The organism is Ruegeria atlantica, assembly GCF_001458195.1.
In the GTDB taxonomy this organism is placed as follows: Bacteria; Pseudomonadota; Alphaproteobacteria; order Rhodobacterales; family Rhodobacteraceae; genus Ruegeria; species Ruegeria atlantica.
Genome location: NZ_CYPU01000018.1, coordinates 24,755 through 39,921 on the forward strand (window position 1 = coordinate 24,755; position 15,167 = coordinate 39,921).

At 55.8% G+C, this 15,167-nt stretch carries 10 protein-coding genes and 1 tRNA gene; 5 read left to right on the top strand and 6 right to left on the bottom strand.

What is annotated here, in order from left to right; genetic code table 11:
- Window positions 1-223: 223 nt before the first annotated feature.
- On the top strand, window positions 224-2,203 hold the full coding sequence (locus tag RUA4292_RS05015; protein ID WP_058276606.1) for a bifunctional 2',3'-cyclic-nucleotide 2'-phosphodiesterase/3'-nucleotidase: 1,980 nt from the start codon (window positions 224-226) through the stop codon (window positions 2,201-2,203).
- 102 nt (window positions 2,204-2,305) lie between these two features.
- On the opposite strand, the gene RUA4292_RS05020 is transcribed toward RUA4292_RS05015, so the two are convergent.
- The 5 genes from RUA4292_RS05020 to RUA4292_RS05040 form a co-directional block, all read right to left on the bottom strand.
- On the bottom strand, window positions 2,306-3,415 hold the full coding sequence (locus RUA4292_RS05020; protein ID WP_058276607.1) for an AI-2E family transporter: 1,110 nt from the start codon (window positions 3,413-3,415) through the stop codon (window positions 2,306-2,308).
- Between the two features lie 6 nt (window positions 3,416-3,421).
- A complete protein-coding gene (locus RUA4292_RS05025) occupies window positions 3,422-4,225 on the bottom strand; it encodes a TIGR03084 family metal-binding protein (RefSeq protein WP_058276608.1) in 804 nt (267 codons plus the stop codon).
- Between the two features lie 80 nt (window positions 4,226-4,305).
- Window positions 4,306-6,279: an acetyl/propionyl/methylcrotonyl-CoA carboxylase subunit alpha gene (locus tag RUA4292_RS05030; RefSeq protein ID WP_058276609.1), complete on the bottom strand. Its 1,974-nt coding sequence runs from the start codon at window positions 6,277-6,279 to the stop codon at window positions 4,306-4,308.
- A 55-nt stretch (window positions 6,280-6,334) separates the two neighbouring features.
- The gene (locus RUA4292_RS05035) at window positions 6,335-7,954 is read right to left on the bottom strand and encodes an acyl-CoA carboxylase subunit beta (RefSeq protein ID WP_058276610.1); all 1,620 of its coding nucleotides are present in this window, start codon (window positions 7,952-7,954) and stop codon (window positions 6,335-6,337) included.
- Window positions 7,954-9,738 carry an acyclic terpene utilization AtuA family protein gene (locus RUA4292_RS05040; protein WP_058276611.1) on the bottom strand — a complete coding sequence of 595 codons (1,785 nt, stop codon included), beginning with the start codon at window positions 9,736-9,738 and terminating at the stop codon, window positions 7,954-7,956. The genes RUA4292_RS05035 and RUA4292_RS05040 overlap by 1 nt, the downstream gene beginning before the upstream one ends.
- Before the next feature lie 125 nt (window positions 9,739-9,863).
- Here RUA4292_RS05040 and RUA4292_RS05045 point away from each other — a divergent pair, with 125 nt between their 5' ends.
- On the top strand, window positions 9,864-10,487 hold the full coding sequence (locus tag RUA4292_RS05045; protein WP_233493354.1) for a TetR/AcrR family transcriptional regulator: 624 nt from the start codon (window positions 9,864-9,866) through the stop codon (window positions 10,485-10,487).
- The gene (locus tag RUA4292_RS05050) at window positions 10,484-11,641 is read left to right on the top strand and encodes an acyl-CoA dehydrogenase family protein (RefSeq protein ID WP_199519989.1); all 1,158 of its coding nucleotides are present in this window, start codon (window positions 10,484-10,486) and stop codon (window positions 11,639-11,641) included. The genes RUA4292_RS05045 and RUA4292_RS05050 overlap by 4 nt, the downstream gene beginning before the upstream one ends.
- A 243-nt stretch (window positions 11,642-11,884) precedes the next feature.
- Here RUA4292_RS05050 and RUA4292_RS05055 read toward each other — a convergent pair.
- Window positions 11,885-11,969 (bottom strand) — tRNA-Leu (locus tag RUA4292_RS05055).
- Window positions 11,970-12,758: 789 nt separating this feature from the next.
- On the opposite strand from RUA4292_RS05055, the gene RUA4292_RS05060 reads away from it, so the two are divergent.
- Window positions 12,759-13,151 (top strand): hypothetical protein, encoded by a 393-nt coding sequence (locus tag RUA4292_RS05060; RefSeq protein ID WP_233493355.1) that lies wholly within the window; start codon window positions 12,759-12,761, stop codon window positions 13,149-13,151.
- Between the two features lie 2 nt (window positions 13,152-13,153).
- A complete protein-coding gene (locus tag RUA4292_RS05065) occupies window positions 13,154-15,166 on the top strand; it encodes a dynamin family protein (RefSeq protein WP_058276614.1) in 2,013 nt (670 codons plus the stop codon).
- The last annotated feature ends 1 nt before the right edge of the window (window position 15,167 follow it).

Genomic DNA, 15,167 nt, shown 5'->3' on the forward strand with positions numbered 1-15,167 from the left:
TCCCAATGCGGCTGCCGCCATTTCCGCAATATGCACCGCGCGAAAATCAACCGTCTCAAATCGACACATGTTGCCATGATTGGGTAAGCAGATCACAATGGGCATCAATACCAAACATTCCCGCATGCGCCGCGCCGCTGCAAACACGTTGGATACCAGTGTCACACGGTTGTTTTGTAAGTCATGCAGAAGGCGCGTTAGCCAACATATTGAAAGGTTCCGAATGACCTCCTCCAACCATTTTTCGATGTCTCGCCGCCAGTTCCTTGCCACAACCACGGCCAGCGCCGCCGCAATCACCCTGCACCCTTTTTCGGCCGCCGCTGCCGACAATCAGGCGCATCTTCGGATCATGGAAACCACCGATATCCATGTGCATGTCTTCCCTTATGATTACTACGCAGACAAGCCGCGCGATACGGTAGGCCTGTCGCGCACCGCATCGATCATCAATGACATTCGGTCAGAGGCAACCAACTCGTTGCTGGTGGATAATGGCGACTTTTTGCAGGGCAACCCGATGGGCGATTACATCGCCTATGAGCGTGGTATGAAAGAAGGCGACAGCCATCCGATCATCGCCGCATTCAACACCGTGGGCTATGACGCCGCTACATTGGGCAACCACGAGTTCAATTACGGTTTGGATTTTCTGGAAAAGTCACTCGCCGGGGCGGATTTCCCGGTCGTTTTGGCCAATATTGCCAAGGAACAAGGCGCGGGGCCACGCGACGATAAGACCCTGGTCAAGCCTTACGCCATTCTGGACCGGGAAATTGAAATGGGCGACGGCAGCAAGCATCCAATCAAGGTTGGCGTCATTGGCTTTACCCCACCTCAGATCATGAATTGGGACCGCAAGCATCTGGAAGGCAACGTTCAGGCCCGCGACATCGTCGATACCGCGAAAGCCTATGTTCCAGAAATGCAAGAGCAAGGCTGTGATTTAATCATCGCCCTATCGCATTCGGGTATCGGTGAGGCCGATCACACTGATGGGATGGAGAACGCCTCGATCGTGCTGGCCGGCGTCGATGGCATCGACGCGCTGGTCACGGGCCACAATCATCTGGTCTTCCCCTCGCCTACATTCGCGGATCGCCCGGGTATCGACGTCGAAAAAGGCACGCTTATGGGTAAACCAGCGGTCATGGGCGGTTTCTGGGGTTCGCATCTGGGTCTGCTGGATCTGCTGCTGGAACGCGACGGGAATGAATGGCGAGTCGTAACAACGACGTCCGAGGCGCGCCCGATATCAAAGCGCAACGAAGATCGCTCAATCACCGCGCTGGTTGGCGACGACCAAACCGTGCTGGATTCGGTCGCCAAAGATCACGACGAAACACTGGCATATGTGCGCCGCGCCGTTGGGAAGACGTCCGCGCCTTTGCACAGCTACTTCGCACTCGTCGCGGATGATCCGTCGGTGCAAATCGTGTCGATCGCACAAAAATGGTATGTCGAAGAGATGATGAAGGGCACCGAGCACGAGGGGCTGCCCATCCTATCAGCCGCCGCTCCGTTCAAGGCCGGTGGCCGTGGTGGGCCAGAGTATTATACCGACGTTCCAGTGGGCGATGTGGCTATCAAAAATGTGGCTGACCTGTATCTCTATCCGAACACCGTGCGGGCGGTCCGCGTGAACGGGGCACAAGTTCGAGGCTGGCTAGAACGTTCGGCAGGCATGTTCAATCAGGTAGAGCCCGGCTCGGCCGACGCAATTCTGCTGAATCCAGAGTTCCCATCCTACAACTTTGATGTGATGGACGGCGTGACCTATCAGATCGACCTGTCCCAGCCCTCGCGATTTGGACCAAAAGGCGAAGAAGTGAACCCAGACGCGGCACGGATTGTGAACCTGTCCTTCAACGGCACGCCGGTTACGGATGATATGGAGTTTATCATCGCCACCAACAATTACCGCGCGTCTGGCGGCGGGTCCTTCCCGGGTGCATTGGGCGACACGATTGTCTTCGAGGCCCCCGACACCAACCGCGACGTCATCGTTCGCTATATTGTTGAGCAGGGCACAATTGATCCAAAAGCGGACGCCAACTGGTCCTTCGCCCCGCTCGCAGACACCACGGTGCTTTTCGAAACCGGCCCCAAAGCGCGCGACTATATGAGCGACGTCAATGGAGTGGTGATCGAAGACGCAGGCGAAGGCGCCGATGGTTTTGCCGCGTTCCGCATTAAACTTTAAACGCCAAAGATTTTAAGCCGGCCGTCACCCCGACTAATGGGTGGCGGTCGCGCACCGAAGACGGCGAATTATTTAAACACCTAAAACTGGGCTTTGGAGCAATCAGTCAAGTTCGCCGCTTTCTGACATCAAAATCGCCAGCGGTCGCGTAGAATGGATTTGCGACAAGATGATCATCACCACGGCAGTCAACGGTATCGCCAATATGGTGCCTGCCAGGCCCCACATCGCGGTCCAGATCGTCAGCGAAAACAGCACCATAAATCCGCTCAGGTTCACCGAGTTTCCGACAAGCCTTGGTTCAAGGAAGTTTCCTACAAACAGCTGAGCTGCCATAAGAGCGATCAGCGCGACACCGGCGTGCCAGATGCCGCCGAATTGCACAAGGCTCAGCATGACGGGAAACAGAACACCCACGATTGAACCCAGATATGGGATATAGTTCAAAAGTCCGATCAATATAGCCCAGAACATTGCGAACTCGATCCCAAGCAACAACATGATCACATATGAGATCACAGCCAAAATGACGTTGATCAGGGTCTTTGCACTTAGGTAGCTGCCAATCTTCTGGTTGATTTGGGCGACGATTTGCAGCGACCGGTCAGCTGTTTCGGCATCACCCAACGCCTTTCTAACTTTTTCCGGCATGTCATCCAGATCGGACAGGATGAACACAATATAAAGGATTGTCATCAACATGACCGTCCCGAAACCCTGCACTGTGGAAAGCGTCCCCTGCACAAACCCCAAAATATCGAACTTGCCGGCAATCGTCTGCTCGATCGTGGACCAATCTGGTAGTTTTTTGACGCCCAACATCGCCATCGCCGAGTCAATCAGCGCTTTTAAGTTGGTTTGGTAACGCGGGATATTCTGGGCGACCGCTTGCGCGTTTGCCTCAAGAAAGATCCCTATCAGAACCAACGTTAGAAATATGGCAAGCAGCGCAAGCAAACGGCGCCCGCGGCGCGGAATGTGGCGCAACCCCGGAACACGGCCGATTGTCGAGGCGGTCGAGTCCAGAATGTATATCCCGATTATGCCTAAAAGCACCGGAAGAAGGATACTTTTGCCCAGCACCAGCAGCCAGCCGATGACAACAGCGACGATCAGGCCAGATGCAAGTTTTGTCACATTAAACAGCAGCATATCTTCGCTTTCGGTCGGACGGGTGGTTCCTTTTGTGCCGGGTTCAAGGCTTACATTCAACTTCTTTCACGCGATCTGCGCGCCCCGAGCGCGGTGACGGCTGCCCGGTGCAGGGGGCGTTTCGCGACCACCGGCAAAACACTGCGCGATTGACATCCATTCGACAGCAGCCGGCCCCTCCACCTTCAGCGATGTATCCGCGATGTTGCGGGTTTGGGCTGAGACCTGTGCAAACTCTACCGCAGGGCCTGTTATCCGATTGTCCCCCCGTTCACCGAACTCCCACAAGGCTCCGGATGGCGCGGTCAGTTCAAGCCGCGGCATCGCCTCGGGCACAGGTTTGCCGTTGACCTGATAGGCCCAGCCAAAGGTGTTCACACCCAGAATGACGATGTTCTTGACCCGGTCCTGTTCGACGCGCTCGATACCGAGAACGTCAAAAACCTCTTGCCCATGTGCCCAAGTCTCCATCTGACGGGCCGTAATTGATGAGCGTACAGACATATCCGGACCGGCCCATTTCACCCGGTGCTTTGGATCGAGATCGGCCCAACGCGCGCCAATATCTGTGTAAAGTGTCTGCCAGGAATCGCGCAGCTCGTTCCCGCGCAGCAAGATCGCTTCGTTCTCGGCTGCGCGCAGCCCTTCGGCCTTGGCTTTGACAAACAATGCGCCAATGCGGGCTGTGAACGCGTCGGGGTCCTGAAGCGACTGATCTGCCATCTGGTTCCAATAGTGCAGATGCACCAGAACATCGTTCAGCGTCCAACCCTTGAACTGAGTTGGAATTTCCCATTGATCGCCCGAAATACCGTCCAGAATGGCAAACAATGCCTCGCTTTCTTGCAGAAAATCCGTTGCCTGTTGCACTGCTTGTTCCCTTGATTTTGTGTTTGCCTATTCGATGTCCCCGGATGAAGTGGCGGTGGCCGACACACACCCAATTCTATCTATATATCGTCAATCTCGATCATCACATCCCCCGCGCTCAGCTGTTGCCCGACCTCAACGTGGACAGACGTGATGACGCCAGCAACGGCGGCAGTGATCTGGTGTTGCATCTTCATGGCTTCGAGAACGGCCAGACAGTCGCCTTTGGAAACGCTTTGACCGGGTCTTGCCGCCACCTCGACCAGGGCACCCGGCATGGGGGCGGTGACGCGACCGCTAGCGATCGTTCCCGCATCCAATACACCGGGACGCAGGCGTCGAAACGTCAGGCGCTCGGCGCCGATGGCGATCTGGGCTGTGTCGCGGGATATGTGTGCGGTGGCGTCGACGGTGTTGTCATTTATGCGTGCCCGGACCTTCCCGCTGCTGCGCTTGATAAACGAAACATCATACGCGTTGCCCTCAACCCATACCGTCCATCCATCGGGGCGGGAGAGTGCGCGCGTTTGTATCTCTTCGTCACTATAGGCAAGCGTCACGGCGAACGGCGGTAACGCCGCGCTGGACCAACCCAACTGTTCGGCGGATACATAGCCCGCCGCCGCCCTTGCGCGGGCCTGATCCGCACCCAACAACAGCGCAACCGCCAAGGCGACGTCCTGCGCAGTTACCCAGTACGCAGGAAAGCCCCGGGGGTAGGTCCGATCCAGAAATGTTGTTGTTGCATCGCCGGCAATGAAATCTCTGTGCTGCAGCACATCTGCAAGAAACCGCGAATTTGTCACCGTTCCCAGCAAAATAGTTTCTTGCACAGCCTTGATCAGCCGCGCACGTGCCGCTTCGCGGGTTGGACCGTGCGCGATGATCTTTGCAAGCATGGCGTCATAGAAAGGCGATACCTCTTGTCCCTGCTGAATGCCGAAATCCACACGCATTCCGGGACCGGACGCAGCCTGCCAGAAATCAATTGGACCGGTCGCCGGCAGATATCCGTTAGCAGGGTCTTCGGCGTAAAGCCGCGCCTCGATGGCGTGACCGTTCATGGTGACGTCTTCCTGAGAGATTGGAAGGGCGTCACCCTGCGCGACAGCGATCTGTAGCGCCACTAGGTCGAGGCCAGTGACCATCTCGGTCACAGGATGCTCAACCTGCAGTCGGGTATTCATTTCAAGGAAATAGAACACGCCGGACGGTTCAAATAGAAACTCCACGGTTCCGGCGCCGCGATAGCTCACCGCACGGGCCGCCTCAATCGCCACAGCCCCCATTTTTGCGCGCAACTCTGTCGTCATGACCGGGCTTGGGGCTTCTTCGATGACTTTTTGGTGGCGACGCTGAACCGAGCATTCCCTTTCGCCCAGATGAATTACGTTCCCGCACCCATCGGCAAAAACCTGAAATTCGATGTGGCGCGCATCACCGATCGCTTTCTCAAGGATCAGTTCGCCGGATCCAAAAGCGCTCTCGGCCTCGGATCTTGCGATTGAAATCGCCTCAGAAAAAGCGTCGGCAGATTGGACCACGCGCATTCCGCGTCCACCGCCACCAGCTGCGGCTTTGACCATGATGGGAAAACCGATTTTGCTCGCTTCAGCGACCAGTGCGGCACCCGATTGATCATCGCCTTCATACCCTGGAACGCAGGGAACGCCCGCGCCAATCATAAGGCGTTTGGCGACGGCCTTGTCGCCCATCAGCCGGATCGCGTCGGGATCGGGTCCGATATAAGTCAGACCCGCGGCCTCGACTGCCTCTGCAAAACCCGCATTTTCGGACAAAAACCCATAGCCTGGGTGGATCGCCCCTGCCCCAGTTTCCTGAGCCGCAGCAATGATCTTTTTTGCGTTCAGATAGCTGGCACCAATCGGCCCTTCACCGATCCAAACCGCCTCATCAGCAAGTTCGACATGGGGTGCCCGAGCGTCAGCGCTTGTATAAACGGCCACTGTGCGCAGGCCAAGCGACCGGGCGGTTCGCATGATACGCGCAGCGATTTCCCCACGATTGGCAACGAGAAGCGTGTCGAATGTCATGCCTCAGCCTCTGCTATCTGTCTTGGATGTGGATTTGGTGAGCTATGCAGCATGGTCAAAACCTGTGCACCCCGTACGAGCTGGTTTTGACCGTCCGCGCGCGACCCTCAAGGCAAATTTCAAGGCAAAAACCTAGCACACGCCGCGTGTCGCGGGGGTCAATGACGCCATGATCGATACACCGGCCAGAGGTGTAAAACGCATTCTCTTGTCGTGTGAAATGCGCAGTGATCGCTGCCTTCTGCGCCGCCAGTTTGGCTTCGTCGGGGTCGATCCCTTTGCGTTTAAACCCTGCGCGCGCGACCAGTTCCATCGTCCCGGCGGCTTGCTCGCCGCCCATCACGCCCGTTGCCGCGTTGGGCCAGGCGAACAGAAAATCCGGATCATAAGCGTAACCGCACATCCCGTAATTGCCCGCCCCGAAACTCGCGCCGATATAAAGCGTGATCTTGGGCACATCGACCGACGTAACGGCCTGGATCATCTTGGCCCCATGTTTGATCATGCCGCTTTGTTCATATTGGGTGCCGACCATGAACCCTGTAATGTTGTTCAGAAATATCAGGGGAATGTCAGACTGACCGCATAGCTGAATAAACTGTGCGGCTTTGTTCGCGCCTGCAGGGTCCAGTGGTCCGTTGTTTCCAAGAACACCCACTGCGATGCCATTGATTGCGGCCTGCAAACAGACAGTCGCCGAGCCATAGTCGGGCTTGAAATCTTCAAAATCCGAGCCATCCACAATGCGGGCCACGACCTCGCGGACATCATAGGGGACACGGTAATCGGTTGGAACAACGCCTGCGATCTCATCCGCATCATATTTCGGTGGCTGCGCTTCTTTGCTGCGACGCACAGGCAAGGATTTGTTCCAATCCAGCCGGGCCATCACGTTCCGCGCCATTTCGATACCGTGCGCATCATCCTCGGCCAGATAGTCGACCAGCCCGGATGTGGTGGCATGCATCTCGGACCCGCCCAGATCACGGTCATTGGCCTTTTCGCCCGTCGCCGCGTGAACCAAGGCGGCACCGGCCAAGGCGGCCATGCCGTTGTTCTTCACGCCAACGACATAGTCTGCAAGGCCGGGCATATAGGCCCCACCGGCGGTTGACGGGCCGTGCAGCACTGCAATGTTGGGCAGCCCTGCGGCCGAATGGCGAGCCAGATTGCGGAACAGTTTGCCGCCATTGGCCCAGAATTCGACCTTGTATTCCATCAGGTTTGCACCGGCGCTTTCGACAAGATGCACAAAAGGCAGGTTCTGTTTCAATGCCATGTCTTGCGCGCTCAGGAAGGCCGCAGCTGACATCTCGACCATCGCGCCGGCCTTGATCCCTGAATCGTCGACGATGATCATGCAGCGCACGCCCGAGATGAAGCCGATGCCGATGACCAATGACGCGCCCGGAACCGAACGCTCGGGATCGTCTGTATCGACGCAGTAGCCCGCCAACCCGTGCAGTTGCAAAAAAGGCATTCCAGGATCCAACAGTTGGGCCAAACGGTCACGGGGTGTGATCTGCCCCCGGGCTTCCATCCGTTCGCGCCGTTTCTCTGACAGGGCGACAGGACGCGCTTCAAGCGCGCGCATCTCGTCGACAAGAGCCAGCATATCGGCTCGGTTCTTGGCAAAGCTGCCAGAATCGCGGACGACTTTACTGACAAAACCCATCAGCTTTCTCCTCGCTCGGGATATGAGAATAACTCTGCAGGAATCCTGATCGGTGTGGCCAGCAATATCTGGGCATAACTCTTGCCTTGCGCGTCGTTGCGCAACGAGGCGACGCCACCGCCACCCAGCGCATTGTGCAGCAGAATGTTCATGGAATGCGTTCCTGGAAGATAGAACCGTTCGACCCTGCCAGATAGGTGGTTTGAAAAAACATCTGCCAGCGTCGCTTCGGTCAGCGCCGCCCAAATGTAGGGCAAAAAGGTAGCATGACGTGCAATGACCCCAATGTTTGCGGCGTCGCCTTTGTCTCCAGATCTAGCCCAGGCCAAATCTTCCAAGGGGCATGTGATCCACTCGGTCACCTTTTCATCGGCTATTTCCGGGGCTTTTGCCGGGACAGGTTCCGGGTCTTGTGGGGACGTTTTCGGCGGATTGTATGCGATATCGTCCCCATCCATCGTTACGCAATAGGTCAGCGTGTTGTTTGGCACCAAGAAGGAAAACAGGGCAACGACTGGCGAGGGCTTTGGACGCCCTCCTCCGGTAAAGATGTGCAACCCCGGCGGTGCGGCCAGTGCGCACCCGGTCATTTCACGCAGGAATACGCCAACCGCGCGAGGGTCATCGTGTTTCACGGCTACCTTGAACGAGATCTCTTCGTAATCGCCGTCGCCAGGCCGACCTCCGAAGGTTTCAAACGACACCTCGCGATAGTCGGGGGTGCCCATCCGTTGCAGGACAGCGCGCGCGCGATCCAACCCCGCTTGGGCAAAAGTCTTCGCCTTTTGTCGTGCCTCACGCCCGTTGATCAGAATCGTCATGCCCGCGCGATAGCCATCCGCCCAGGTGGCGGACACTTTGAGTTGCCCGGTCGGCGCGCGGCCTTTTGCACCCGAAACGGTTACATGGTCTGGCTCGGATTGCTCAATCCTGACATTGGAAAAGTCGCAAATCACGTCAGGCAGAATATAGGACTGCGGGTCGCCGATCTCATACAGCATCTGCTCGCAGGCCGAAGCTGGGGCCACACATCCCGTCGTGCCCTTCGGCTTGGTCAGGACCAACCCGCCATCTGCGCTTACCTCGACAATCGGATAGCCAATTTGGGCGATATCCCCCGCCATTTCCCAATCCGTGAAATTCCCGCCAGTGGCTTGGGGTCCACATTCCAGCAGATGCCCCGCAAGCGACCCGGCAGCCAGTAAGTTGTGGTCCTCGTGCCGCCATCCAAAATGATACATGCACGCGGCCAACGTAAGTGCGCTGTCGACGCAGCGGCCTGTGATGACGATGTCAGCCCCGGCGTGCAGCGCCGCCAATATCGGCCCTGCCCCAATATAAGCATTCACCGAGGCGATCTTTTCGGTCGGTGGCATCGGCGCACCGGAAAACATCTCAGTCCGATCGACAAACTCAGCAACACGTGGCAGCAGGTCGTCGCCTTCGACCACTGCGACTTTCACGTTCAATCCCAATTCAGCAGATTTGCGACGCAAAGCAACAGCACAGGCCACTGGGTTGACCCCACCCGCATTTGACAACACCTTGACGCCCTGCTCGGCGATCTGGGTTAAATTGTTGGCTGTAACGTCAGAGACGAAATCCACCGCATATCCCTTTTGGGGGTCTTTAAGGCGGGCGCGGGCCATGATCGACATGGTGATTTCGGCCAGGTAATCGTAGACCAGAAAGTCAATCTTTGGGGCACGCAGCAATTGCTGTGTCGCATGAGGGGCATCCCCCCAAAAACCACTTGCTCCTCCGATCCGCAGAGAATGTGTCACGCCACGTCTCTCCCGCTTGGGTACGATCTGCAGTTTACAGACCAACTGTTCTGTTTTTATGATCCACTGACTGCCTTGGTCAACGAAGATTTACCACTGCGACGCGACGGAAGATGATAGATAAGATGCCAAAGAAATCCTCGGTCCAGGATCAAAGGTCCCGGGATATGCAGGTCAAAATCTGCAATGCGACGGTCACCTGTCTGGATCAGCTCGGGTATGCCGAGACTACTTTTGCCGAGGTGCAGGCCAAGGCGGGCATCTCACGCGGGGCAATTACGCATCACTTCCCCACGAAACAGGCCCTGGTTGCAGCTACCGCGATGCGACTGCTGGGCAATGCGCAAAACCCGCTCTGGCCACATGATCGCGCCCCTCAGCCCGTCTATGATCTGATTATGTCCGCCTGGGCCAATATCGTAAATTCCGCAGGCGGACGTGCCATAGTCGAGATTCTGGTTGCTTGCCGAACCGACCCGGCTCTGTTCGGAATGCTTGAACAGAGCTTGAGAGATTGGGACAAATCGAACCTGAGCCTGATCTCAGCCCGGTATGTCAGCGCAACAGGCAACCGTGACGACACTGAATTGTTGTGGAGTATCGCGCGGAACTTCCTGCGTGGTTTGTTGTTGCATGAGAAATTCGTTTCGTCGCCAGAATACCTTATGCAGATGATGGATCGCTTTGCCCGCATGATGGAAAGCCAGCTTCAGGTATTGCCCAAAAATGACGTCGAGGAGGTCGAATGACCCTGCCATCCCCTTTCATGACCCCGGAACGCGAAGCTTTCCGCGGGAATTTCCAGCGATTTGTCGATGCCGAAATCAAACCGCATATTGAGCAATGGGAGGCGGATCGCAGCGTCCCATGGGAACTGCATGCAGCAATCGCTGAGTTTGGAGTATTTGGCTTTGGGATCGATGAGGAATACGGCGGTCTGGGTTTCGACAATGCCTTTATGCGCCATGATTATAGTGAAATTCTGTTCGGCTGTGGGGCGTCCGGTATCGGAGCCGCCGTTGGGGGACGTACGATTTCAATCAGCCCAATTGCGAAATTCGCTTCCGAGGAGTTCAAACAGAAAGTGCTGCCCGAGATCATCTCGGGGCGCATGATGTCGGCCCTTGGGATCACCGAACCGGGCGCAGGGTCGGACGTTGCCAATATTCAAACAAAGGCTGAACGCAAAGGCGGCCAATGGATACTGAACGGGGAAAAGACCTATATCACCGGGGGGATGGATGCCGAATGGTTTGTGGTTGGTGCCCGCACTGGCGGTCCAGGGTTGACCGGCATTTCGTTGTTCCTGGTCCCTCATGACGCGCCCGGGTTCAGCCGTACACCTTTGGGTGGCAAGATGGGCTGGCACAGTTCACAGCAAGCAACGCTGCATTTCGATGATTGCGAGCTGGATTCTACTGCGCTGTTGGGGCCTGAGAACAGGGGCTTCATCGCAATCATGAACAATTTCAACTTTGAACGGCTCGGCCTGACATCCGCTTCGTTAGGAATGATGAAACTATGCTACGATAGTGCGCTGGACTGGGCACGGGAACGCGAGACATTCGGCAAGCGACTGGTCGAACATCAGGTCATTGGCCACAAATTTGCAGAAATGTCCGCCCGGATAGATATGAATGAGGCATATATCGAGCGGATCTGCTGGGCGATCGAGCAGGGCCTGATGCCTGTCGCCGAAATTGCCAAGGCCAAAGTTCAGGCCACGACGTCGCTGCAATTTGTTGCTTCCGAGGCGATGCAGATCTTTGGCGGTGCCGCGTACATGCTGGGTAACCCGGTCGAGCGTGTCTGGCGCGAAATCAAAATAATGGCAATTGGCGGCGGATCCGAAGAGATCATGCGCGATCTGGCCGTGCGCCAGATGGGATTGGTAGGGCAATAGCGGCGACGTTGTGGGTCCGCATGCGCGTGCAATGAACATGAAGTGATCGCCGACAGGCCAGCCTTAGACAAATCCTTTTCCTTCCAATTGTCCGCAAATGATCAATGCTCAAATGCGCAATCATTTATGACAATCTAAGTTGCGCCAAACTCATCACGCGAGGGAATTATGGATATTTGGTTCTATGTGGGGCTTGGCTTGTTGATATGGGCTATCAGGAATTGAAAACTCTCTGAAACGATATGGTGCGGGTGGAGGGACTTGAACCCCCACGCCTTGCGGCGCCAGAACCTAAATCTGGTGCGTCTACCAATTTCGCCACACCCGCAACCCAAGCACTCAGTGCCAGAATGTCGGCGTGAATAGCAAAGCTTGCTGCGGAGTGCGAGAGGTAAAATTGAGTTGCGCACAAGATTATTGATGACATCGGAAGAATATGCTTCTGAACTGACCGCCGTGCAAATATGATGTGTGCTGGACGCCGCTGCCAAGCAGGATGCGGGTTATTTTCATATGTTGCTGTTCGCGGCAGGAAAGCAGTCTCATTACTGGCGTTTTCCGAGCAGATAAAAATGATTCCCAGGTCAAATTTTTCAATTTCATTGTTTTGCATTTAGCAACACTTAGGTCCTTTTGGTGATAGTTTGCAAACTATCTAACGTTGAGTAAAGTGCCTCTCATTTAAGATCCTGCAATGGTGAGAATCCAAAGACGATTACAACAAACACAAATTTTACAGACGTCCTCTGCGTAAATAATGTTGGGCTGGCTTCAAAAGAGATGGAAAATTTTCGTTTATTAACAATTTACTAAATCCGCCTTCAAAAGTATCACACATTTGCGCCGTTGCAAGTTTTGTCCTCTTGAATGCTGCAAACGGCAAATGGCGCTGTCTACATCGATGCCGAAAATACGCCCTTAAGTTGTGGTTGAAAAAATGCCGCCGACCACAATTGCGACACAATTCAAACGCCAAAAAATCTTATTCGCGTCAAAATAAGACCGCCTTGAAAGCCGCCTATAGGCATAAGGAGTTAATGAGTCTTTTTTGCCTTCGGGCGCTGTACGAGTTTTTTCGCTCAACTCCAGTACAAGGGTCTGAAACGTGACCAATATGATGAACTCCACTGCTGCCGAGCAAGAAGCCGTTGGTCTTGCGCGTGAAAGTTTTCTTGGCGAACTCAAATCCCTGAACCGCGACCATCCAAACACCGGGTTTGGCGTCTCATTGCGCACACGCTCGGGGCGGCAATACTTGCTTGCAAACTCGCGTATGCCGCTGCCCGAAACCAAATCCGAGGGTTTTCCGACCGGGCGTCGTCTTGCCCGCCTTGAAAATAGCGAGCGCTTCAGCTCGATCGAAGTTTTGGCGGATTGCCACACCTTCGAGTCGATTTCGCCGGGCGCCGAAGCCGCTATCCTGGGCAATGCGCTGAATCTGATCGCCCGAATCGACACCATGACCAGCACGCCAACTGACACGTTGGCCGCGACAGGAACCGGAGGCTGAACATGGCGCGAAACGACCATCTTTTGTCAGTTGGCAATGAGGCACTGACGCCTATGACGTCAGCGATGAACTCGCTGACCGCACAGATTGATCAATTGACAGAGGTGGCGGATGCACGTTCGTCCGCCCGTCTTGCCACGCTCAAGACCCGGATGGAGAATTTCTCGGCCAGCGTTACGATGGTTGGGCAGGTCAAGGCCGGCAAGTCTTCGATCGTGAACATCCTGGCCGGGCGCCCTGCCCTGCTGCCATCGGATGTAAACCCGTGGACGTCGGTGGTGACTACACTGAACATCAACACCCGAACCGAAGGCGACAAACGCGCCAAATTTACCTTCTTTGAACAAGAAGAATGGGACAACCTGATGGTCGGCGGCGGCCGTCTGGGTGAACTGGCAAACCGCGCTGGCGCCGATGACGAGATGGATGACATTCGCCGCCAGATCGGCGAGATGAAGGCTAAATCCGAATCCAGATTGGGCCAGCATTTCGACCTGATTCTGGGGCAGAGCCATCAATATGATTACTTCGACGAAGAGCTGATCCAGCGCTATGTCTGTCTGGGTGACGAAGATGACCCGGACATCAACCCCAAAACGGGGCGGTTCGCCGATGTGACGAAGTCGGCAGAACTGTATATGGACATTCCGCAATACCCGATTGCGTTGAAACTGTGTGACACGCCGGGTGTCAACGATACCTTTATGGTCCGCGAACAGATCACCCTGCGCAGCTTGCGCGGATCTGAAGTCTGCGTTGTTGTTCTTGCCGCCAGCCAGGCGCTTACAACCATGGACATGGCGCTGATGCGGATCATCGCCCAGTTTGAGAACCGGCAGATCATCCTGTTTGTGAACCGAATTGACGAATTGGCGGATCCGGTCAATCAGGTCCCGGAAATCCGTGACCGTATTCAGGACACGCTCAAGCAGAACAATATCGATGCCAATACCAGCGTTGTCTTTGGCAGCGCATTGTGGGCTGAGGCCGCGTTGACCGGCAACCCCGAGATTCTGTCCGATGAATCGCGCGAGGCGTTGAACACGTTCTATCTGGCCGCCGGTTTTGGCGATCAGGCACCCTCGCTCGACAAAATCTGGGCGCTGTCCGGCCTGCCCGATTTGTTGTTGGCCATGAACGAGCGCATCACCGAAGGCGCGGGCACCCGTTTGCTGGATCGCGTCCGCCACCGCGCCCGCAACATAGCCAGCCAAATCCGCGCCACGGCCGTTGCCAAGACCCTTTCAGGCGGTGAAGGTCTCGTGCGTGATCTGGATGGTGTATCGCCAGAGGACGCGATTGCCACACTCTCGGATCAATACGAAAAGAAAGTAGCTGAACTGACCGCATCCTTACGTGCGAAGGTGTTGGAGAGACTGAATTCAGCGGAAACCAACTTTGTCAAACGTGCAACGGATTCGCTGATTGCCCACCTTGAGCGGAACGACGAACAAGGCACGTGGCAGTATGACCCGGCGGGTCTTCGGACCTTGCAAAAGGCCGCGTATTTCAGTTTTGCGCGGTCGATGCGCAAAGAAGCAGGTGCGCTTTACAATACGGCGGCCGCAGATATTGAGATGCTGTATCAGAAGATACTGGGCAACCACCTGGGTGAGTTCAGTATCGAAGCACCCATTGTTCCGCGTGTCCCACCCCCACTCGGAATTGGACGAACAATCGCACTGGACTTGCAAAGCACCTGGTGGCGTCGCTGGTGGCAGCGCCGCAAAGGGTTCGAAGCCTATGCAGCCGACTATACGCGCCTGATCGCGTCCGAGGCGAATTCGATCACCAAGGACATCGAGGAAAATCAGGTTGCAGCCGTGTTGGAAAACGTTCGCGCGATCCTGTCGGATTTCATGCGCGAGCAGAAAGAGACGTTGCTTAGCATTTCGGCTTCGGCCGAGAGTGACCCAAGCCGCAACGCAGCTCTGGTAGCAGGACTGACACCACAGAAATCGCGTGACGATATTCTGGGCGACATCCTGAAAGATCTTAGTAACGAGGCAGCATAAG

Coding starts and splice junctions, on each gene's coding strand:
- RUA4292_RS05060 (WP_233493355.1), top strand. CDS start 12,759: ATGAACTCCACTGCTGCCGAGCAAGAAGCCGTTGGTCTTGCGCGTGAA.
- RUA4292_RS05045 (WP_233493354.1), top strand. CDS start 9,864: ATGCCAAAGAAATCCTCGGTCCAGGATCAAAGGTCCCGGGATATGCAG.
- RUA4292_RS05050 (WP_199519989.1), top strand. CDS start 10,484: ATGACCCTGCCATCCCCTTTCATGACCCCGGAACGCGAAGCTTTCCGC.
- RUA4292_RS05065 (WP_058276614.1), top strand. CDS start 13,154: ATGGCGCGAAACGACCATCTTTTGTCAGTTGGCAATGAGGCACTGACG.
- RUA4292_RS05015 (WP_058276606.1), top strand. CDS start 224: ATGACCTCCTCCAACCATTTTTCGATGTCTCGCCGCCAGTTCCTTGCC.
- RUA4292_RS05035 (WP_058276610.1), bottom strand. CDS start 7,954: ATGGGTTTTGTCAGTAAAGTCGTCCGCGATTCTGGCAGCTTTGCCAAG.
- RUA4292_RS05030 (WP_058276609.1), bottom strand. CDS start 6,279: ATGACATTCGACACGCTTCTCGTTGCCAATCGTGGGGAAATCGCTGCG.